This is a genomic window from Rhodococcus sp. Q, from assembly GCF_005503035.1.
GTDB lineage: Bacteria > Actinomycetota > Actinomycetes > Mycobacteriales > Mycobacteriaceae > Rhodococcus_G.
Genome location: NZ_SCOY01000015.1, coordinates 95,076 through 115,112 on the forward strand (window position 1 = coordinate 95,076; position 20,037 = coordinate 115,112).

At 69.0% G+C, this 20,037-nt stretch carries 16 protein-coding genes; 11 read left to right on the forward strand and 5 right to left on the reverse strand.

What is annotated here, in order from left to right:
• Positions 1-42 precede the first annotated feature (42 nt).
• The 3 genes from FFS72_RS15890 (at position 43) to FFS72_RS15900 (ending at position 2,920) form a co-directional block, all read left to right on the forward strand.
• A complete protein-coding gene (locus FFS72_RS15890; protein ID WP_137874840.1) occupies positions 43-1,239 on the forward strand; it encodes an NAD(P)-dependent malic enzyme in 1,197 nt (398 codons plus the stop codon).
• 119 nt (positions 1,240-1,358) lie between these two features.
• On the forward strand, positions 1,359-2,279 hold the full coding sequence (locus FFS72_RS15895; RefSeq protein WP_137874841.1) for an alpha/beta fold hydrolase: 921 nt from the start codon (positions 1,359-1,361) through the stop codon (positions 2,277-2,279).
• 41 nt (positions 2,280-2,320) lie between these two features.
• The gene (locus FFS72_RS15900) at positions 2,321-2,920 is read left to right on the forward strand and encodes a glycine betaine ABC transporter substrate-binding protein (protein ID WP_137874842.1); all 600 of its coding nucleotides are present in this window, start codon (positions 2,321-2,323) and stop codon (positions 2,918-2,920) included.
• 4 nt (positions 2,921-2,924) lie between these two features.
• On the opposite strand, the gene FFS72_RS15905 is transcribed toward FFS72_RS15900, so the two are convergent.
• The 3 genes from FFS72_RS15905 to FFS72_RS15915 are packed head-to-tail and all read right to left on the reverse strand — an operon-like array spanning position 2,925 to position 6,238.
• Positions 2,925-3,827, reverse strand: a complete 903-nt coding sequence (locus FFS72_RS15905; protein WP_137874843.1) for an alpha/beta hydrolase — start codon at positions 3,825-3,827, stop codon at positions 2,925-2,927.
• Positions 3,828-3,830: 3 nt separating this feature from the next.
• Positions 3,831-4,661: an SDR family NAD(P)-dependent oxidoreductase gene (locus FFS72_RS15910; RefSeq protein ID WP_137874844.1), complete on the reverse strand. Its 831-nt coding sequence runs from the start codon at positions 4,659-4,661 to the stop codon at positions 3,831-3,833.
• The gene (locus FFS72_RS15915) at positions 4,658-6,238 is read right to left on the reverse strand and encodes a flavin-containing monooxygenase (RefSeq protein ID WP_137874845.1); all 1,581 of its coding nucleotides are present in this window, start codon (positions 6,236-6,238) and stop codon (positions 4,658-4,660) included. Before FFS72_RS15915 ends, FFS72_RS15910 begins: the two co-directional genes overlap by 4 nt.
• A 72-nt stretch (positions 6,239-6,310) precedes the next feature.
• Here FFS72_RS15915 and FFS72_RS15920 point away from each other — a divergent pair, with 72 nt between their 5' ends.
• The 8 genes from FFS72_RS15920 (at position 6,311) to FFS72_RS15955 (ending at position 15,832) form a co-directional block, all read left to right on the forward strand.
• The gene (locus tag FFS72_RS15920) at positions 6,311-6,919 is read left to right on the forward strand and encodes a TetR/AcrR family transcriptional regulator (protein ID WP_137874846.1); all 609 of its coding nucleotides are present in this window, start codon (positions 6,311-6,313) and stop codon (positions 6,917-6,919) included.
• Between the two features lie 61 nt (positions 6,920-6,980).
• The gene (locus FFS72_RS15925; RefSeq protein WP_171018710.1) at positions 6,981-7,496 is read left to right on the forward strand and encodes a hypothetical protein; all 516 of its coding nucleotides are present in this window, start codon (positions 6,981-6,983) and stop codon (positions 7,494-7,496) included.
• Positions 7,496-8,884: a hypothetical protein gene (locus FFS72_RS15930; protein WP_137874847.1), complete on the forward strand. Its 1,389-nt coding sequence runs from the start codon at positions 7,496-7,498 to the stop codon at positions 8,882-8,884. Before FFS72_RS15925 ends, FFS72_RS15930 begins: the two co-directional genes overlap by 1 nt.
• Complete coding sequence (locus tag FFS72_RS15935; protein ID WP_137874848.1) at positions 8,881-10,167, forward strand: vWA domain-containing protein; 1,287 nt, start codon at positions 8,881-8,883, stop codon at positions 10,165-10,167. The genes FFS72_RS15930 and FFS72_RS15935 overlap by 4 nt, the downstream gene beginning before the upstream one ends.
• Before the next feature lie 12 nt (positions 10,168-10,179).
• Positions 10,180-11,292 carry an ATP-binding protein gene (locus FFS72_RS15940; RefSeq protein ID WP_137874849.1) on the forward strand — a complete coding sequence of 371 codons (1,113 nt, stop codon included), beginning with the start codon at positions 10,180-10,182 and terminating at the stop codon, positions 11,290-11,292.
• Positions 11,289-14,087: a DUF5682 family protein gene (locus tag FFS72_RS15945; RefSeq protein ID WP_212744362.1), complete on the forward strand. Its 2,799-nt coding sequence runs from the start codon at positions 11,289-11,291 to the stop codon at positions 14,085-14,087. The genes FFS72_RS15940 and FFS72_RS15945 overlap by 4 nt, the downstream gene beginning before the upstream one ends.
• A gap of 124 nt (positions 14,088-14,211) precedes the next feature.
• Positions 14,212-14,571: a YciI family protein gene (locus FFS72_RS15950; protein ID WP_137874850.1), complete on the forward strand. Its 360-nt coding sequence runs from the start codon at positions 14,212-14,214 to the stop codon at positions 14,569-14,571.
• A 4-nt stretch (positions 14,572-14,575) separates the two neighbouring features.
• Positions 14,576-15,832 (forward strand): RNA polymerase sigma factor, encoded by a 1,257-nt coding sequence (locus FFS72_RS15955; RefSeq protein ID WP_137874851.1) that lies wholly within the window; start codon positions 14,576-14,578, stop codon positions 15,830-15,832.
• A 4-nt stretch (positions 15,833-15,836) separates the two neighbouring features.
• Here FFS72_RS15955 and FFS72_RS15960 read toward each other — a convergent pair whose 3' ends face one another.
• Complete coding sequence (locus FFS72_RS15960; RefSeq protein ID WP_137874852.1) at positions 15,837-16,547, reverse strand: AAA family ATPase; 711 nt, start codon at positions 16,545-16,547, stop codon at positions 15,837-15,839.
• A gap of 27 nt (positions 16,548-16,574) precedes the next feature.
• The coding region (locus tag FFS72_RS15965; protein ID WP_137874853.1) for a multifunctional oxoglutarate decarboxylase/oxoglutarate dehydrogenase thiamine pyrophosphate-binding subunit/dihydrolipoyllysine-residue succinyltransferase subunit at positions 16,575-20,037 on the reverse strand (3,463 nt) is incomplete at its 5' end.

A 20,037-nucleotide genomic window follows, 5' to 3' on the forward strand; every position in this document is an offset into this window, starting at 1 on the left:
AACCCGCCCCCGAGTGGTGGCGCCGTAAGTAGGAGTGTCATCGTGTCTCTCGTGACTGAAGCAACCACCCCGGCCAAGGTTGAGCTGACCGACGAAGAGATCTTCTCCGGCCATGTCGGCGGCAAGCTCTCGGTCGAGACGACTGCCCCCCTCGACACTCAGCGCGCGCTGTCGATCGCGTACACCCCGGGCGTCGCCCAGGTGAGCCGCGCCATCGCCGCGGACGAGACCCTCGCCGACCGCTACACGTGGACCAACCGCCTCGTGGTGGTCGTGAGCGACGGCTCCGCCGTTCTCGGCCTCGGCGACATCGGTCCTCGCGCGTCGCTGCCGGTCATGGAGGGCAAGTCGGCGCTGTTCAAGAACTTCGCGGGCCTGAACTCCATCCCTCTCGTCCTCGACACCAAGGATCCCGACGAGATCGTCGAGACCCTGATCCGGTTGCGCCCGAGCTTCGGCGCCGTCAACCTCGAGGACATCTCCGCTCCGCGTTGCTTCGAGATCGAGAAGCGCGTCATCGAGGCACTCGACTGCCCCGTCATGCACGACGACCAGCACGGCACCGCGATCGTCGCGCTCGCCGCCCTCAAGGGTGCGGCCCGGGTCCAGGACCGTGACATCACGAAGCTGCGCGTCGTCATCTCCGGCGCAGGCGCAGCCGGTGTCGCCTGCGCGAACATCCTGCTCCTCGCCGGGATCGCCGACATCACGGTGCTGGACTCGAAGGGCATCGTCTCGAGCGGTCGCGACGACCTGAACGAGATCAAGGCCGACCTCGCGGCTCGCACCAACCCGGCTGGCCGCACCGGTGGCATCGTCGAGGCCCTCGACGGCGCCGACGTGTTCCTCGGCGTCTCGGCCGGCACCGTTCCCGAGGAGATCATCGCGACGATGGCCGACGACGCCATCATCTTCGCGATGTCCAACCCGGACCCGGAGATCCACCCCGACATCGCGCGCAAGCACGCCGCGATCGTCGCGACCGGCCGCAGCGACTTCCCGAACCAGATCAACAACGTGCTCGCCTTCCCCGGCGTGTTCAAGGGTGCCCTGGATGCCGGCGCCCGCCGGATCACCGAGGGCATGAAGCTCGCCGCCGCCGAGGCGATCCTGTCCGTTGTCGCGGACGAGCTCGCCGTCGACAAGATCGTCCCGAGCCCGCTCGACCCGCGCGTCGCTCCGGCGGTCGCCGAGGCTGTCGCGAAGGCGGCCCGCGACGAGGGTGTCGCCGCGCAGTAGCACTTCCAGGGTGCGCCCGGTTCCGGCGCAACCACACGATGAGGGGAATCCTCGCCCGGCGTGATCCGGGTCGAGGATTCCCCTCACTCGTCGGTGCATGCGGCATCAGGATGGTTGTCATGCGTGAGATCACCCTCGATCTGGTCGCCGTCCGTCTCCGCGCCCTCACCTGGGGCCCCGAGACGGGGCGGCTCGTCGTCCTGCTCCACGGCTTCCCGGACACCGCGCACACCTGGCGGCACCTGGGCCCTGCGCTGGCCGACGCGGGCTGGCGGGTGGTGGCCCCCTTCACCCGCGGCTACGCACCTTCGGCGGTGCCTGCCGATCGCAGCGGACACATCGCCGCGCTGATGGACGACGCCGCGGCGATCCATGCGCATCTCGGTGGCGGAACGGATGCGGTGATCGTCGGCCACGACTGGGGTGCGATCACCGCGAACGCGCTTGCCGCGCACCCCGATTCGCCGTTCACGGCGTCGGTGGCACTCGCGGTCCCACCGTTCCGATCGCTGCGGAAGAGGGCCGCGCTGCCGATGCTTCCGCGGCAGGTGCGCAACAGTTGGTACACGCTGTTCAACCAGATCCCGGTACTGCCCGAACGCTACGCGCAACCGTTGATTCGCCGGCTGTGGTCGGACTGGTCGCCGGGCTACGACGCAAGCGCCGACCTGCCCGCGGTCATGGCGGCGATCGGCGACGCCGCCCACCGCAGCGCGGTCATCGGCTACTACCGGTGCGTGGCGCGGCCGCTGCCTCGGGTTCCCGCGCGCTACCGGCGCTGGGCCGGTGCGGAGATGCGGCTCCCGGTGGTCCCGACCCTCTACCTGCACGGAGCCGACGACGGTTGCATCGATCCCCGATTCGCGGCGCTCGTCGGCGAATCGCTCCCGGCAGGCAGCCAGGTTCACCTCGTTCGCGGAGCGGGTCACTTCCTGCACCTGGAGCAGCCGGGAGCGGTCAACGAACGCATCCTGGCGTTTCTCGCAGGGCAGGCGCGGTGCGACGATGGTGGGCGAGCAGAGCGACGGGACCCGGGGTAGGACCGCGCACGGTGACGAGAGGGGCGTGACGGACGGTGGAGATGCGGGCGTTGAGTGTGGTGGCGGGGGCGCTGGTCGTGGCGGCGGCCGTCGCCGGGTGCTCTGGCAGTGCGCTCACCGACGACCCAGCGCCGGGTTCGATCACCGTCGGCTCCGGCGAGTCCGCCGAGAGCAGGGTCCTCGCCGAGATCTACGCCGGCGTGCTGCGGGGGACCGGTTCGCCGGTGGACACCCGACTCGGCCTCGGCGACGAGGAGACCCTGGCACTGCTGGACTCCGGGGAGGTGACGCTGGTGCCCGAGTACACCGGATCGCTGCTCCTGCAGTTCAATCCGGCCGCCACCGTGACCGACCCCGACGACGTGTTCGACGAGCTGAACAGGTCTCTTCCCCAGGGGGTCTCGGTGTCGGACTACGGACTGGCGGAGGACCCCTCCGTGACCGGCGAGGTGGGGGACCGGGCGGCGGAGAACGTCGTACCCCTGATGCGGACCGGTGCGCTGACGACCACGCAGATCAAGGCGCTCAATGTCGTTGCGGGAGAGCTGACGTCGACAGACCTGGCCGACATGGGTGACGAGGTCCGCGGCGGCGAGCGCAGCCCCGGCCAGGTGGCCGGTGACTGGCTCGCCGCACGGTGATACGTCAGACGGGCTGGGGCGCGAGCCGGGTCCGGAGGAAGTCGCCCATCTCGTGCACCGCATCCGCGGCCTCCCGGACCAGGGACGCCTGCAGATGCGCGACGTGCCACAGTGTCGGGTACTCGGTGAACTCGACGGGTGTTCCCGCCGCTCGCATCTTGTCGACGAGCTCGACGACCTGCGAATGCAGTACCTCGGTTGTGCCGACGTGGACGAGCGTCGGCGGCAGTCCGGACAGGTCCCCGAGCAGTGGCGCGTACCCGGGGTCGGTGGCGTCACCGCCGCCGAGGTAGGCCTCCGCTGCCTTGTACGACCATCCCGTGTTGATGACGGTGTCGCGGTCGAACGGGGCATCGCGCGCACCGGGATCGACCCACGGCGCGATCAGACCGAGGGCCGCGGGCTTCACCGAATACCGGTCCACGAGTCGCCTCGTGGTGGCGAGCGTGAGTCCGCCGCCTGCCGAATCCCCGGCGATCGCAAGGGTGTCCGGTGTGAAACCGTGCTCGCCGAGGAGCTCGAGGTAGGCGGCGACCGCGTCCTCGAGACCGGCGGGGAACGGATTCTCGGGTGCCAGCCGGTACTCGAGGACGAAGACCGCCGCGCCCGATTCCTTCGCGAGGTGTGCGGCCCCCGACCGGTGCGTCGCGAGCGATCCGAGGGTGTACCCGCCGCCGTGCAGGTAGAGGATCGCGGAGCGACGTTCCGTCGCGCCCACCGTGATCCGCTCCGCGGGCCTGCCCGCAAGGGTCAGCTTCCGGACCACCGTGTCCCGGGGCAGGGCCTGCAGCGCCGAACCGGCATCGATGACGCGTCGCGCCGCCGTTGCGGGGAGCGACGGGTGCAGTGCGAGCCGGTAGAACGGCGTGAGCGAGGCGGCCACCAGCGGCAACGGCAGGTACACCATCGCCTATCGTCCCTTCGGCATGACGCGTCCCGCGATGTCGGCGACGATCCGCTGGTAGCCGGAGCCGACCAGACGCACCCACGCGTCGAGCAGTTTGGCGTCGGCACCGATCAGCACCCGCGCCTTGCCCTTGCACACGCCGTTGACGATGACGTTCGCCGCTTCCTCCGGGGAGGTGCGCGCGAGCTTGCGATCGAAGAACTCGGAGAACGTCGCGAGATCCTCGCCCGGGCCCGCGATCGCGTTGCGGGCGATGGCCGTCTTGATGCCACCGGGGTGCACGCAGGTCACCTTGACCGGGTTCTTCGCGATCAGCATCTCCTGCCGCAACGACTCGGTGAATCCGCGGACCGCGAATTTCGCTGCGTTGTACGCACTCTGGCCCGGCATGCCGAGGAGGCCGAACAGGCTGGAGACGTTGACGACGTGACCGTCGCCGGACGCGATCAGGTGCGGCAGGAAGGCCTTGGTGCCGTTGACGACTCCCCAGAAGTCGACATCCATGACGCGCTCGATGTCCTTGAACTCGGACTTGACGAACTCGCCGTGGTACGCGATGCCCGCGTTGTTGTAGATCTGGTTGACCTTGCCGAAGTGCGCCACGACCGCGTCGGCGTACTCGAGGACGGCTTCGCGCTGGGTGACGTCGAGGTGATCGGCCTTGACGTCGGCGCCCAGCGCCTTGACCTGCGTGACGGTCTCGGCGAGACCGACGCTGTTCTGGTCGGACAGGGCCAGCTTCGCGCCCTGCTTCGCCAGGTTCAGCGCGAGCGCCCGGCCGATGCCGGATCCGGCGCCGGTGATGACGACGACCTTGCCTGCGAACTCACTCATTGGACACTCACCTTGTCGTCGTCGTTGTCGGGTGCGGTCGGCACCGCGACCGGGGTGGGGGCGGGAAGGTCGGCCACGTTGACACTGTCGTACGCCTCGAGGTCGAACTTCCGTGTGATGTTGCGGAATTCGAAGGTGAACCCGGGCCAGAGCGTGGTGTTGTTGCCGTGCTTGTCCAGGTACCAGCTGGCGCAGCCTCCGTTGTTCCACACGCTGGATTCGAGCTTGTCCTGGACCTCGCGGTTGTAGCGGTCCTGCGCGTCCTGGCGCACCTCGATCGTGGCGATGTCGTTGCGCTCGACGACGTTGATCGCGCCGACGACGTAGTTCAGCTGCGACTCGATCATGAACACCATCGAGGAGTGGCCCAGGCCGGTGTTCGGGCCGACCAGGAAGAACATGTTGGGGAAGTTCGCGATGCTCGACCCCTTGTAGCCCTGCTGGCCGGTGGCGTCGAAGACGTCGGCGAGCGAGCGGCCGTCCCGGCCGAAGATCCCTGCGAACGTGGGCGAGTCCGTCACGTGGAAGCCGGTCGCGACCACGATCGCGTCCACCTCGCGGGTGCGGCCGGTGCCGTCGACGACGCCGGTGGCGGTCACCTCGGTGATGCCGTCGGTGACGAGGTCGACGTTCGGCTGCGCGAGTGCGGGGTAGTAGTTGTTCGAGATCAGCATGCGCTTGCAGCCGATCTGGAAGTTCGGGGTCACCTTGCGCCGCAGCGCCTTGTCCTTGATCTGCTTGCGCAGGTGCTGCTCCGCCGCGAACTGCAGCGGCTTCATGAACACCGGGGCCTTCGCCAGTCCGACGACCTGCGTCTCGCGCATCAGGTAGATGCCGAGGCGTGACAGGCGCTGGAAGCCGGGCACGTACTTGAACGCGAACTTCTCGACGGCGGTGTACTCGCGGTCGGCGCGCGGCAGGATCCACGGCGCGGTGCGCTGATAGACGTCGAGCTGGTCGACCTTGGCCGCCAGCTGCGGGACGATCTGGATGGCGGATGCGCCGGTGCCGATGACGGCTACGCGCTTGCCGGTGAGGTCGTAGTCGTGGTTCCACTGAGCGGAGTGGAAGATCTCGCCGGTGAAGCCCTCGATGCCCTTGATGTCGGGCAGGGACGGCTCGCACAGCGCACCGACGGCACTGACCACGATCTTCGCCGCGAAGGTGCCCTTCGACGTCTCGACAACCCACCGTGCCGTGTCCGCGTTCCAGGTGGCGGACCGGACGTCGCAGTTGAATACGTGCTTGTCGAGCACGTTGTACTTGCGGGAGACCGACTCGATGTAGCGCTGGATCTCGGGCTGCGGCGAGAACGAGCGCGTCCAGTCCGGATTGAGCGCGAACGAGTAGGAGTACAGGTGCGACGGGACGTCGCAGGCCGCGCCGGGATACGTGTTGTCGCGCCAGGTGCCGCCGACGTCCGAGCCCCGTTCGAGGACGACGAAGTTCGTCTTGCCCTCCTGGCTGAGCTTGACGGCGGCGCCGAGGCCGGCGAATCCGCTGCCGATGATCAGAGTGTCGACCTCGCGCGGTGTGGTCTCCGGCGTCGTGGCAGTACCTGTAACTGGAAGACTCATGTATCGAAGGATATGGGGCTACTGAGCGTTGGTCAACAGTCTGTTGAGCATTGTTCAGTAGGATTCTGCGTCATGGAGGCGACCAAGCGCACGCGGATGAGCCCGGACGAGCGGCGTGCCCAGCTTCTCGAACTCGGCGCCCGGATGCTCGCGGAGCGCCCGCTCGAACAGATTTCGGTCGAGGAGATCGCCGACCAGGCAGGTGTGTCACGCGGACTGCTGTTCCACTACTTCTCCTCCAAGCACGACTTCCACCTGGCGATCGTCCGGTACACCAGCGCGGACATGCTCGCTCACACCGAACCCGACCCCACGCTCGAACCGATGGACATGCTTCGCGGCGCCGTCACGGCCTACGTCGACTACGTCACCGAGAACCGCGGCACCTACGTCTCGATGCTGCGGGGCAGCGCGAGCGGCGACGAGGCGATGCGCGAGGAGTTCGAGAACACCCGCGCCGTGATGGCCGAGCGCATCGTCACCCACCTGCCGCGACTCGGTATCGAACTCGACGCCCGCATCGCCCTCGCCGTGCGCGGCTGGATCGCCTTCGTGGAGGAGGCCACCATCAGTTGGCTCCGCGACCCGAGGATTCCGCGCGACGAACTGATCGATCTGCACGTCGCCGCGTTACCCGCCGTCGCGCTCGGTGCCTCGGCGGCGATCGGACTCCTCGGCTGAGTTGTCGGACGACTCCGCTACGTTGCGGGAGTTCGCCGAACCGAAGCCGAGGAGTGGTGCGTTGACCGACTGGGAGTCCTCCAGCATGGTGCGGGTGCTGCCGCCCGCCCGTCCCCGGACGTTGGCGAAGGTGCCCTTCGTAGAACTCGCCGACGGACGTCTGCAGGGGGTCGTGTCGAGTGGTTCGGACATCGGGCGGGTCTACGTCTCGTCGGTGTCCGCGGGCAGCTACGAATTCGCGTGCAGTACCAACAACAATCGGCCCTGTGGCGGGGCCCGGGGCACCTTCTGCAAGCACATCGCGACCCTGATCGACGAGGCCGCGCTCCAGTACGGCGTCGACCGGGTGGCGCGCTACCTGCGCGTCGACGTCACCGGCGACGTCACCGGCGAGCAGCCGACCGGCCGGGACATCGCCGAGCGGATGCGTGACGCGGGCCCGTCCCGCGCCGACGGCACCGCCGCGGCCGCCGTGTTCAGTCAGTTCCTGCGCCACCTCACCTACCTGGAACACCCGCCGACCACCACGCCGGTGCCGGAACTGCACTGGTTCCCGACGACCGGGGCGGTGCGCTGATGCGCGCCGACCTCCTCGCCGGCGCCATCGCGGGTCTGGACGACGCGCTGGCTGCCGTCGACGCCGTCGATCGGGTGCTCGTCGCCGGTCTGCTCCGGCCCCAGCCCGCGCAGGCCGCCGACCTCACCCGGCTCGCCGCGAGTGTCACCGGAACACCGCTGGCCGCACGCGTCGCGGAGGCGGCGGACAAGGCCGCGGCGGGCACCGCGGGCCCGGAACACCTTCTCGCGCTTGCGGCCGCCCGGACCGCGCTGCTCGGCTCGGTCCACGACGCGCTGACGGACAGGGTCGCCGCCGCAACCGGCAGGGCAGTGGACGAGTGGGAGTCCGCACCCCCCGCCGCGGCCATCCCGTCGAACCTGCAGGACGCCGCCTGCGCGTGGCTGTCCGACCTGGCGCGCTCCGGTTGGCAGGGCATCGACGCCGACCTCATCGCAGGCGCGACGCCGGTCGTCACCGCGATGCTGCCGGACCCGGCGCTGCGACGCCTCGCCACCGTCCTCGACGGTTTCGCCGCCGAACTCGCCGCCTCGTGTCCGGGGGCGTCGCTGCACCGGATTCCGGCCCGCCGGTGGGGCGACCTGTGGTCCCGGGCGATGCTCTTGACCCGGTCCGGTGTCGCCGACTCGCCCGCCGCAGGAACTGTCACGGGTCGTCTCCTGCCGCTCGGCGTCGATCTGCACGAGCACGGGACGGCGGCGCAGGCCCAGGTTCACGCGGTGTTCGAACCTGCAGACGGAGGCGCACCGCGACTGGTGCGGGCGAGCGTGTCGGTGCCGAAACCGGAAACGGTCGTCGGTGCCGGTGTGTGGCAACTGCTCCGGCCGCACCTGTCCCTGCTCGCCGCTGCCGGCGACGCCCACGCGGTCGAGGTCGCGGACATGCCGATCACCGCGGAGGGTGACCTGCTCTGGCAGGACGAGTTGGCCACGCGCGCCGCCGACGCCGATCCCTTCGCCACGGCCCGGCTGGTCCTGCCCACCGCCACCGCGGCGGCGGTCGCACCGCTCGACCGGCACCCCGCGCGGATCGCCGAGCCGGTCTTCCTGGACGGATACACCGTCGAAGGTGAACCCGAGGCACTGACATTCACCATTGCCGGACAACGGATTCCGGTCGACACGGATCGCATCCCCGCGGCGGGCCCGCTGACGCCCGCGACGGTCGCGGCGTCGACCGCGTGCATCGGGCTTCTCCGGTGGGACGACGGTGCGTTCGTGGTGCAACCGCTGGCCGTCCTCGCCGTCGTGAAGCGCAAGACGGTCGCCGTCCACGCAGGCGCCTGGGCCGCGGGCACCACCGACAAGGTGGGTGCGAAGGCGGAGAAGGCCGCCACTGCAGCGGTCGACGCGCTTCGCGAGCGGGCCGGAAAGCTGCTGCGCGCATGACCGCCGACGACAACCGCCGCCAGGTTCTCTACTGGCGCCTGCTCTCCCGGCTCTTCGACCCCGAGGAGCAGGCGTCGCTCGAATCGGCGAGCCTCGCCGTCGTCGACGACATCGGTCTGCCGGCTGCCGTGCTCGACCCGCAGGCGTCCGTGGACTCCGTGGTGCAGCGTCACCCGGACCTGGCCACCGAGTTCGACGGACTGATGGTCGCGGACACCGACACCGAGCGGGACCGGGAGGCCGAGGTGCGTCGCGCCGCGCTGGCGTCGAAGGTGCTCCTGAACGTCTTCGCGACCGGCTCCGGCAACGTCACCGCACAGCAACTGGGCCGGTGGCAGTCCGATGCCGGGTGGCTCCGGCGTGCGCTCGGAGCTGCGCCCGGCGACCGCAGCGGTCCGCTCGGACCCGAATTGGGTTCCCTCGAGGCCGATCTGGTGAACCGGATGCAGCTGCGTGAGGTGCTCGCCGACCCAGCCCTCGCCGCGAGGCTGACGCCGAGCATGTCGCTGATCGAGCAGTTGCTGCGGGACAAGAGCAACCTGTCCGGTGTCGCGCTGGCCAACGCGAAGTCCCTCATCCGCCGGTACGTCGACGAGGTCGCCGAGGTGCTTCGCAACGAGGTCGAGAGTGCGACGGTCGGCACGATCGACCGCTCGATCCCACCCAAACGCGTCTACCGCAACCTCGATCTCGACCGCACCGTGTGGAAGAACCTCCCGAACTGGAGCCCGGAGGACGAGCGGCTGTACGTCGATCGCCTCTACTACCGTCACACGTCCCGGCGGACGACGCCGCAACGGTTGATCGTGGTCGTCGACCAATCCGGGTCGATGGTCGACTCGATGGTCAACTGCGCGATCCTGGCGTCGATCTTCGCGGGTCTGCCGAAGGTGGACGTGCACCTCATCGCGTACGACACGCAGGCACTCGACCTCACCCCGTGGGTGCACGACCCGTTCGAGATGTTGTTGCGCACCAAACTCGGTGGCGGCAACGACGGCATGGTCGCCATGTCGCTGACCCAGTCGAAGATTGCCGAACCGCGCAACACGGTCGTGGTGTGGATCTCCGACTTCTACGAGACCAGGGTCGAGCAGCTCTTCGAGTCCATGACCGCGATCCACCGCTCCGGCGCCAAGTTCATCCCGGTCGGCTCGGTCACCAGCGGGGGGCGCGGCAGCGTCAACCCGTGGTTCCGGGACCGGTTCAAGGACCTCGGTGCCCCGATCGTCTCCGGCCACATCGGCAAGCTCGTCCACGAGCTCAAGACTTTCCTGACCTAGAAAGGCAACGACATGTCCGACCTGCTGCGCGCCCCCGCCGAGCACAAGTACGCCGAGGAGCTGGACTGGCTCGAGTCGATCGACACCGGCCCGAAACCGTTCGCGTGGCGACTGTCCCCGAAGATGGTGCGGCTGTTCGTCCTCGGCTCCGACCGTTCCGACGGACTGGATCGCGAGATCGCCCAGAAGTGGTTCGGTGACCGCGGTTTCGTCGAGCGCGCCATCGTCACCCTCGCGTCCGACCGTGGGCTGTTGCTGATCGGCGACCCGGGCACCGGAAAGAGCTGGCTCGCCGAGTTGTTGTCCGCCGCGATCAGCCGCAACTCGACGCTCGTGGTGCAGGGCACCGCGGGTACCACCGAGGATCAGATCAAGTACTCGTGGAACGTGTCGATGGTCATCGCGAAGGGACAGTCACGGGAGTCGATGATCCCGTCGCCGATCATGACCGCGATGGAGACCGGTGCGATCGGCCGATTCGAGGAGCTCACCCGTTCGACCAGCGACGTGCAGGACGCCCTCATCTCGATCCTGTCGGAGAAGTACATCTCGGTGCCGGAACTCGACAGCGACAACATCGTCTTCGCCAAGCCCGGCTTCTCGATCATCGCGACCGCCAACAGTCGCGACCGCGGCGTCAACGACCTGTCGTCGGCCCTCAAACGGCGCTTCAACTTCGTCCGAATCCCGGTGGTGACCAACAAGAAGAGCGAAACCGAGATCGTCCGTTTCCGCACCGAGGAACTCCTGCGCCGTCACGAGATCGAACTCGACGTCCCGCCGACGCTGCTCGACGTGCTGCTCCGCAGCTTCGCCGACCTGCGTGCCGCCGCGACCGCCGCGGGCAGCGACGACGAGAAGTTGGAGTCCGCGCTGTCCACTGCCGAGCAGATCGGCGTCCTCGAGGACGCGATCCTGCACAGCAACTTCTTCGGCGACAGCGAGTTGTCCGCCCGCGCACTGGCGTCATCGCTCGTCGGGTCGCTGGCCCGGCGCCAGCCGGAGGATCTCGCGATCCTCAACAAGTACCTGCACGGGGTGGTCGAGCCGCGCAGCAAGGACGAGGGCGGTCAGTGGCCGGAGTTCCTCGAAGGCGGCCGCGACACCATCGCCACCCTGTCGTGACCGCGTCGATCGACGTTCCGGACGTCCGGGGGGAGTTCGATGCGCTCCGCACCCAGTTGCGGAGCGCTGCAGATGCTTTCGCGGGAGGTCCCGATGCGCTGTCCGGCATCCTCCTCGGCATCGTCGACGACGTCGACCGGGCGGTCGCGGAGCCTCTGGAGATCTTTCCGGTCTGTCACCACTCACCGGCTTCGGCCGTCGCGATGGCGCGGCGTCTGCGGGAGAAGCAGCCGACGGTGGTGTACCTGGAACTGTGCGAGGACATGGCGCCGCTGCTGACGGAACTGCGCAACTGCCGGCTGCCAGTCGCGGTGCAGGCCTTCGCGACCGAGGTCGTTGGGTTCCCGCAGGAATGGGCGCCGCTGTCGGTGGTTGCCCCCATCACCGAAGCGTCGGCCGAGTACCAGGCGATCGCCTACGCACTCGACACCCCTGGCGTCGAACTGGTGTTGGTGGACCGATCGTCCGACCACGTCTTCCAGTGGAGGCCCCGCGACACTCCGCCGGACGAGACCGTCGAATCGGACCCCGACGCACCGCCGCCCGAGGAGGAGGCGGTCCTGCACGGCGATGCGATCGGTATCGAGATCGGCGACCTGCGACCGCGTTTCGCGGAACTCGAGGAACACCTGCTGCGGCACGGGAAGGTGCGGCACTGGTCGGAGTGGTGGCACCAGTACGTCGAGGTGCCGCTCGGGGACAGTGACCACGACACGTACCGGCAGGTCATGACGTTGATCGGCAGCCTGTTCCGGCGCCTCGCCCCCGGTGACGCGCGCAGCGTCCGGGTCGACGAGGACCGGGAACGGTACATGTGGACGCGGATGCGCGAGCACCTCGTCGCGACGGGCACCGACCCCGCGGACTGCCTGTACGTGTGCGGCGCCTTCCACGCCGCCAGCAGGGTGGCCGAGTTCGGCGTCGCGGGCACCGACACCTTCGAGATCTCCCCGCCGAGCGGAAGCGTGTGGCAGCACGGACTCATCCCGTCGAGTCATGCCGCGATCGAGGCGCAGTTCGGTCTCGCGGGCGGCTCGGTGTCGATCGCCGCGACCGAGTGGGCGAAGAACGTGAAGCGAACGCGTGTTCGTCCGTTCCGCCTCGACGGGCAGGCGGGAACGAAACGTGTTCCGCAGAAGGAGCTTCCGGCACCGATCTCGGATGCCGTCCCCACGGATGCGCTCACCGGGTTCCTGCAGCGTCCGCCGACGCTCGACCGTCTCGACGAGACCGAACTGCTCGGCTGGTCGGTCGAGATCGTCCGCGCCGCACGTCGCAACGGCTACCTGGCGTCCACGGCGGACGCCATCGCCGTGTTCGAGACGTCGATCCTGTTGGCCGGGATGCGCGACCGCGCGAAGCCGACGCCGTACGACTTCCAGGACGCGGCGATCACCTGCATCGAGAAGGATGTGGTTCCCGGGCGCCGCGACGTGCGGCGACTCGTCGAGATCATGATGGGCGGCGACCGGGTCGGCCAGGTCGGCTACGACGCGCTGCCGCCGCTCGCCCGGGACGTCCACGACCGATTGTCCCCGCTCAACCTGCCGCTGCAGCAGCGCGGAGTGCGCCGGGCCCTGCTCGACATCGCCGCGAACCCGCACCTGGAACGGTGCTCGGACCTGCTCTGGATGCTCCGGTACCTGATGCCGCACGGCGCGGCCCGACCGATCATGGGCGAGCGGAGGCTGGGGGAGCGGCCGATTCAGGAGTCCTGGGATCTGGCGCTCGGCACCCATCAGCGGGCACTGATCGAACTCGGCTACGAGGGCGTCAGCGTCGAACAGGTGCTGGAGCAGCGGCTGCGGCGCACGGCCCACGACCCCCGCGCGACCGCTGCGGTGGTTCTGGGGACGGTCGAGGACGCGACGCTGTACCTGCGGAGTCCCCGTCTCGCCGGTGAGTTGGGCGCCCGCGCGCTCGAGGTGCTGTCCACGGAACGCGGGGTGGAGGGCGCGCCGGAGGTACTGGTCAGGATCCGGCGTCTGCTCGCGTACCACCGCACCGCCGACCCTGTGCTTCCGGCGTGGATCGAGGCGTTCGTCAAGGCCGGCTACGCGCACTACTGCACCCTGTTGCCGACAGCGTTCACCGACGAGGACGCCACCACACCGCAGGTGGCCGCGATGCTCGGCTTCCTGTTCGGTATGGAGTCGCTCGCCCTCTCCCTCGGCTGCGACCGCAGCCAGCTGGAACTGGCCGTCCGGCAGTCGCATCCGGAGGAGCCGAGTCGGATCGCCCTGCTGTGGGCGGCGCAGATTCAGCTGGGTGAACTGACCCGCGCGGAGCTGCGTGACCGATGTGACGACCTGCTGTCCAATCTGCTGACGCTGCCCGCGTATCCGCGTTACCTCAGTGGATTCGTCCACGCACTCGACCCCGTCCCCGGCCTCGTCGACTTCGTGGTCGAAGCCGTCTCCACCGCCTTCGCGCGGCTGCCCGACGGTGTGCTGATCCCGTGGCTGCCCACCCTGATAACCACTCTCCGGAAGAGCGGGACGCACCTGGCGCCCCGGCTCACCCGCGAGGCGGCACGCACGTTCCCTGCCGCACTACCCGCGCTCGACGCGTGGACTCCGCCGTGGTCGCAGAGCGAGGCAGTCCCGGTGCACGTCGCGGCCGGGGAGCGGGTGGACCTGCTCGCGGCACACCCTGCGACGTGCGACGCCGTCGCGGACCTGCTCGGCTACGACGGCGTGTGGGCGCACGACGCCGAAGAGCCCCGCGGCGTCGGCCTCCTCACCGAACACCCCGCGACGGCCGCGGCACTGGAGGTGCTCCTGGCCGCGCGGTGATCCGGCCGGTCTACGGTCGGGATGGGAGAGTTTTCGACAGGGCCGGTCGATTCGGCCGTATCTCGTTCGTCGTCATGGTGTACGGCAACCGCCGCACGCTCACGGACACGACAGGAGTCGAACCATGAAGTACCTGATGCTCATCAACGCAGCCGCCGATCAGATCGACGAGCAGGCAGGCGGCTCGGCCGACTGCACACCCGCGGACTGGATGGCCTACGACAAGCAGGTCCACGATGCGGGGATCTTCGTCTCCGGTGAATCCCTCGCCGACCTCGTCACGGCCACCGCCGTTCGGGTCGACGCGTCGGGGGAGCGCACGATCACGACGGACGGGCCGTTCGCCGAGTCCCGCGAGGTGCTCGGTGGGTTCTACGTCATCGACGTCCCCGATCTCGACGTCGCGTTGGACTGGGCGGCGCGCTGCCCGGGTGCCCGCGGCGGCGGCACCGTCGTGGTCCGGCCGATCGCCGACTTCGGCTGATCCGATGGCCGAGCAGACGCGGGCGCAGGCGTCCGTGGAAGCCGTCTTCCGTGAGGAGTACGGCAGGCTGCTCGCCACCCTCGTCCGCAGATTCGGTGACCTCGACCTGGCGGAGGAGGTCGCATCCGACGCGCTCGAAGTCGCGTTGGTGAGGTGGCCGGTCGACGGCGTCCCCACCAAACCCGGCGCCTGGCTTGTGACCACGGCGAGGCGTCGGGCCGTCGACCGGTTGCGCCGCGACCAGACCTACGCGGCGCGGCTGGCGGTGCTCCAGGTCGAGGCGGACCGCGCCGACCCGGCGCCGCCGGCCGATGCCGACGGGGGCCTGCCCGACGAGCGGCTTCAACTGTTCTTCACCTGCGCTCATCCCGCACTCCCCGAGGAGGACCGCGGCGCCCTGACGCTGCGGTGCCTCGCGGGGCTGACGACTCCCGAGGTCGCTCGGGCGTATCTGGTTCCCACAGCGACGATGGCGCAGCGAATCGTGCGGGCCAAGAAGAAGATTCGGCTCGCGCGAATACCCTTCCGGGTGCCGGGACCGGACGAGCTGCCCGGTCGGCTTCCCGGGGTGTTGCAGGTCCTCTACTCCATCTTCACCGAGGGGTACATCGCCAGTGCGGGACCGGACCTGCAGCGCCCCGACGTCGCGGAGGAGGCGATCCGGCTGACGCGGATCCTGCACCGCCTGCTCCCCGCCGAAGGCGAGGTGACGGGACTGCTCGCGTTGATGCTGCTCATCCACGCCAGGAGAGAGGCCCGCACCGGGAGCGGCGGCGAACTCGTGCTGCTCGCGGACCAGGACCGGGACCGCTGGGATCGCGCGATGATCGACGAGGGTGCCGGGCTGGTGGTCACCGCACTGACCGGTCGTCCGGCCGGGCCGTATGGAGTACAGGCCGCGATCGCCGCCCTGCACGACGAGGCGCCCGACGTCCCCGGCACGGACTGGCCGCAGATCGTCGCGCTGTACGACGTGCTGCGCACGCTGGCGCCGTCGCCGATCGTCGAGCTGAACCGCGCGGTCGCGGTGGCGATGCGGGACGGGCCCGAGGCCGGGCTGGAGCTGCTCGACGCGCTGGCAGGGGAGGCGCGGCTGCGCGGCCACCACCCGTACCCGGCGGCCCGAGCGGAGCTGCTGGCCCGGCTCGGCCGGAACACCGAAGCTGCCGCGGCTTACCGAGACGCCCTCGAACTGGCCGGCACCGACCCCGAGCGGGACCATCTGCGTGCGCGCCTGCGTGAGGTCGAATGCGGCGGCTGACCGATCACAGGTGGCGCAGGTAGCGCTCGGGCGCGTCGAGGAAAGCGCGCCAGGAGCGCACCAGGTCGAGGTCCGCCCAGTCCGTTCGCTCGATGCCGGCCTCGGTGAGTTCCCAGACGTCGGCACCGGGGCACGCCGCGAGTACGGGGGAGTGCGTCGCCATGATCACCTGGGACCCCTCGGCGACGAGGTCGCCGATCACGCCGAGCAGTGCGAGGCAGGACTGGAACGACAATGCGGCCTCCGGCTCGTCCAGGATCCAGAGTCCGACACCGATGGGTCGCTCCGCGACGTAATGCAGGAACGACTGCCCGTGTGACAACTCGTTGAAGCCCTGATCGGTGACACGCACGCGGTTGGCGTCAGCCGCGGAGAACAGTGCATGCATCGACTCGGCCCGCAGGAAACAGCCGCCGTGCGGTCGTGGCCGCGCGCCGACGCATCGCAAGTGCCACGGCAGGTCGCTGTCCTCGGTGCTCGTACCGGACGACCACATCCGGTCCTGTGCGCCGGTGAATCCCGACTGCCACGCACCGGCGATCGCTTCCACGAGCGTCGACTTCCCGGCCCCGTTCTCGCCGACCATCACGGTCACGGGACTGCTGAATTCGATTCCACGGCTGCACACTTCGGCGATCGCGGGTATCTCCAGATACCACGAAGCCGGGTCGAAACGCTCCTGGGGAGCGAATTCGACCCGGCTCAGTGGCAACATCACGGCAGAGGCGACGTCATCGGACGATCAGCGGAACGCCTCGTCGATGATCTCCTGCTGCTCGACGGCGTGCACCTTGCTCGAACCCGACGACGGTGCCGACATGGCGCGACGCGAGATCCGCTTGATGCCGCTCAGCACCTCGGGAAGCAGCTCCGGCAGGGCCAGACCGAACAGCGGCCAGGCACCCTGGTTCGCCGGCTCCTCCTGGACCCAGCGGAACTCGGTGGCGTTCGGGTACCGCTTGAGGGTCTCGCGCAGACGGCGGGCGGGCAGCGGGTACAGCTGCTCGATCCGCACGATCGCGACGTCGTCGCGGCCGTCCTTCTGCTTGCGCGCCAGCAGCTCCCAGTACAGCTTGCCGCTGACCAGCAGCACCCGCTTGACCGGATCGCGGTCGCCGCCGCCGGTCTCGTACGTGGGCTCCTCGAACACCGAGCGGAACTTGCCCGTGGTGAAGTCCTCGAGTTCCGAGACGGCAGCCTTGTTGCGCAGCATCGACTTCGGCGTGAACACGATCAGCGGCCGACGGATGCCGTCGAGGTGGTGGCGACGCAGCAGGTGGAAGTACGACGCCGGGGTGGACGGCACCGCCACCGTCATCGAGCCCTCTGCGCACAGCTGCAGGAAGCGCTCGATGCGGCCGGAGGTGTGGTCCGGGCCCTGACCCTCGTGGCCGTGCGGCAGCAGCAGCACGACGTCGGACAGCTGGCCCCACTTGGCCTCACCGGAGCTGATGAACTCGTCGATGATGGTCTGCGCGCCGTTGACGAAGTCGCCGAACTGCGCCTCCCACAGCACGAGGGCGTCGGGGTTGCCGACCGAGTAGCCGTATTCGAAGCCCACACCGGCGTACTCGGTGAGTGCGGAGTCGTAGACCATGTACTTGCCGCCGTTGTCGGCGTCCGCCGCGACCCGGGAGATCGGGTTGTACTCGTCGCCCGTCTTGCGGTCGATCAGCACCGAGTGCCGCTGCGTGAACGTGCCGCGACGCGAGTCCTGGCCGGCGAGACGGACGAGCGCACCCTGCTCGACCAGCGAGCCGAATGCCAGCAGTTCCGCGAACGCCCAGTCGACCTTGCCCTCGCGGGACATCTCCTGGCGCTTCTCGATGACCGGCTTGACGCGCGGGTGCACGGTGAAGCCCTCGGGGACGTTGACGAACGCGTCGCCGATCCGGGCGAGCGTCTCCTTGTCGACGGAGGTCTGCAGACGCGCGGGCGGGGTCTGGTCGAGCTCGACCGACTCCGACGGCTCCGGCTTGAACTTCTCGAGTTCACGGACCTCGTTGAACACCCGCTCCAGCTGGCCCTGGTAGTCGCGAAGGGCGTCTTCGGCTTCCTTGAGCGAGATGTCGCCGCGACCGATCAGGTTCTCGGTGTAGCTCTTGCGGACGCTGCGCTTGGTGTCGATCAGGTCGTACATCGCCGGCTGCGTCATCGACGGGTCGTCGCCCTCGTTGTGGCCGCGGCGGCGGTAGCAGATCATGTCGATGACGACGTCCTTGTTGAACTTCTGGCGGAAGTCCACGGCCAGCTGGGCAACCCAGACACAGGCCTCGGGATCGTCACCGTTCACGTGGAACACCGGTGCCGCGATCATCTTCGCGACGTCCGTGCAGTACTCGGACGAGCGCGAGTGCTCCGGCGCCGTGGTGAAGCCGACCTGGTTGTTGACGACGATGTGCACGGTGCCGCCGGTGCGGTAGCCGCGCAGCAGCGACAGGTTCAGCGTCTCCGCGACGACACCCTGACCCGCGAACGCCGCATCGCCGTGCAGCATCAGCGGCAGGACGGTGAAACCGCCCTCACCCTTGTCGAGGATGTCCTGCTTGGCGCGGACCAGGCCCTCGAGGACCGGGTCGACCGCCTCGAGGTGCGACGGGTTCGCGGTGAGCGAGACCTTGATGTCGTTGTCGCCGAACATCTGGATGTAGGTGCCCTCGGCGCCGAGGTGGTACTTCACGTCGCCGGAGCCGTGAGCGGCCGCCGGGTTCATGTTGCCCTCGAACTCGGTGAAGATCTTCGAGTACGGCTTGCCGACGATGTTCGCGAGCACGTTGAGGCGACCGCGGTGCGGCATGCCGATGACGACCTCGTCGAGCGCGTGCTCGGCGGACTGGTCGATGACGGCGTCCATCATCGGGATCACGGACTCGGCGCCCTCGAGCGAGAAGCGCTTCTGGCCGACGTACTTGGTCTGCAGGAAGGTCTCGAAGGCCTCGGCGGCGTTGAGCTTGCTCAGCACGTACTTCTGCTGCGCGACCGTCGGCTTGACGTGCTTGGCCTCGACCCGCTCCTGCAGCCACTTCATCTGCTCGGGGTCGAGCATGTGCGTGTACTCGACACCGATGTGGCGGCAGTACGCGTCGCGCAGGATCGACAGCACGTCCCGCAACTTCATGCGGTCCTTGCCGTGGAAGCCGCCGACGTTGAACTCCCGGTCGAGGTCCCACAGCGTCAGGTCGTGGGTGGTGACGTCGAGGTCGGGGTGGCTGCGGAACTTGTCCTTGACGAACTGCAGCGGGTCCGTGTCGGCCATCAGGTGGCCGCGGTGACGGTACGCCGCGATCAGCTCGAGCACGCGGGTGCTCTTGTCGACCGAGCCCTCCGGCACGTCCTGACGCCAGCGGACCGGCTCGTAGGGGATGTGCAGCGAGTGGAAGACCTCGTCGTAGAACTCGTCGCTGATCAGCAGGTTGTGGATGGTGCGCAGGAAGTCGCCGGACTCGGCGCCCTGGATGATCCGGTGGTCGTAGGTCGACGTCAGGGTCATCAGCTTGCCGACGCCCATCTCGGCGAGCTTCTCGTTGCTCGACCCCTGGAACTCGGCCGGGTACTCCATCGCGCCTGCACCGATGATCGCGCCCTGGCCCTGCATGAGGCGCGGCACGGAGTGCACGGTGCCGATGCCGCCGGGGTTGGTCAGCGAGATCGTGACGCCGGACATGTCCTCGGCGGTCAGCTTGCCGTCGCGGGCACGGCGGACGATGTCCTCGTACGCGCCGTGGAACTGCACGAAGTTCATCTCGTCGGTGCCCTTGATGGCGGCGACGGCCAGCGCGCGGCTGCCGTCCTTGCCGGGCAGGTCGATCGCCAGACCGAGGTTCGTGTGCGCGGGGGTGACGACGTTCGGCTTGCCGTCGATCTCGGCGAAGTGCCGATTCATGTTCGGGAACGCCTTGACCGCCTGCACGATCGCGTAGCCGAGCAGGTGGGTGAACGAGATCTTGCCACCGCGCGTGCGGGCGAGGTGGTTGTTGATGACGATCCGGTTGTCGAACATCAGCTTCGCGGGGATGGCGCGCACACTGGTGGCGGTGGGGATCGCGAGCGAGGCGGACATGTTGCGCGCGACCGCGGCGGCAGCGCCACGCAGGACCTTCGAGTCGGGCTCGGAGGCGCTGGTCGCGGGCTTCGCGGCGGGCTTGGCGGCCGGTGCCGGAGCCACGACGGGCTTGGCAGCCGCGGGGGCCGGGGGAGTCGGGGCC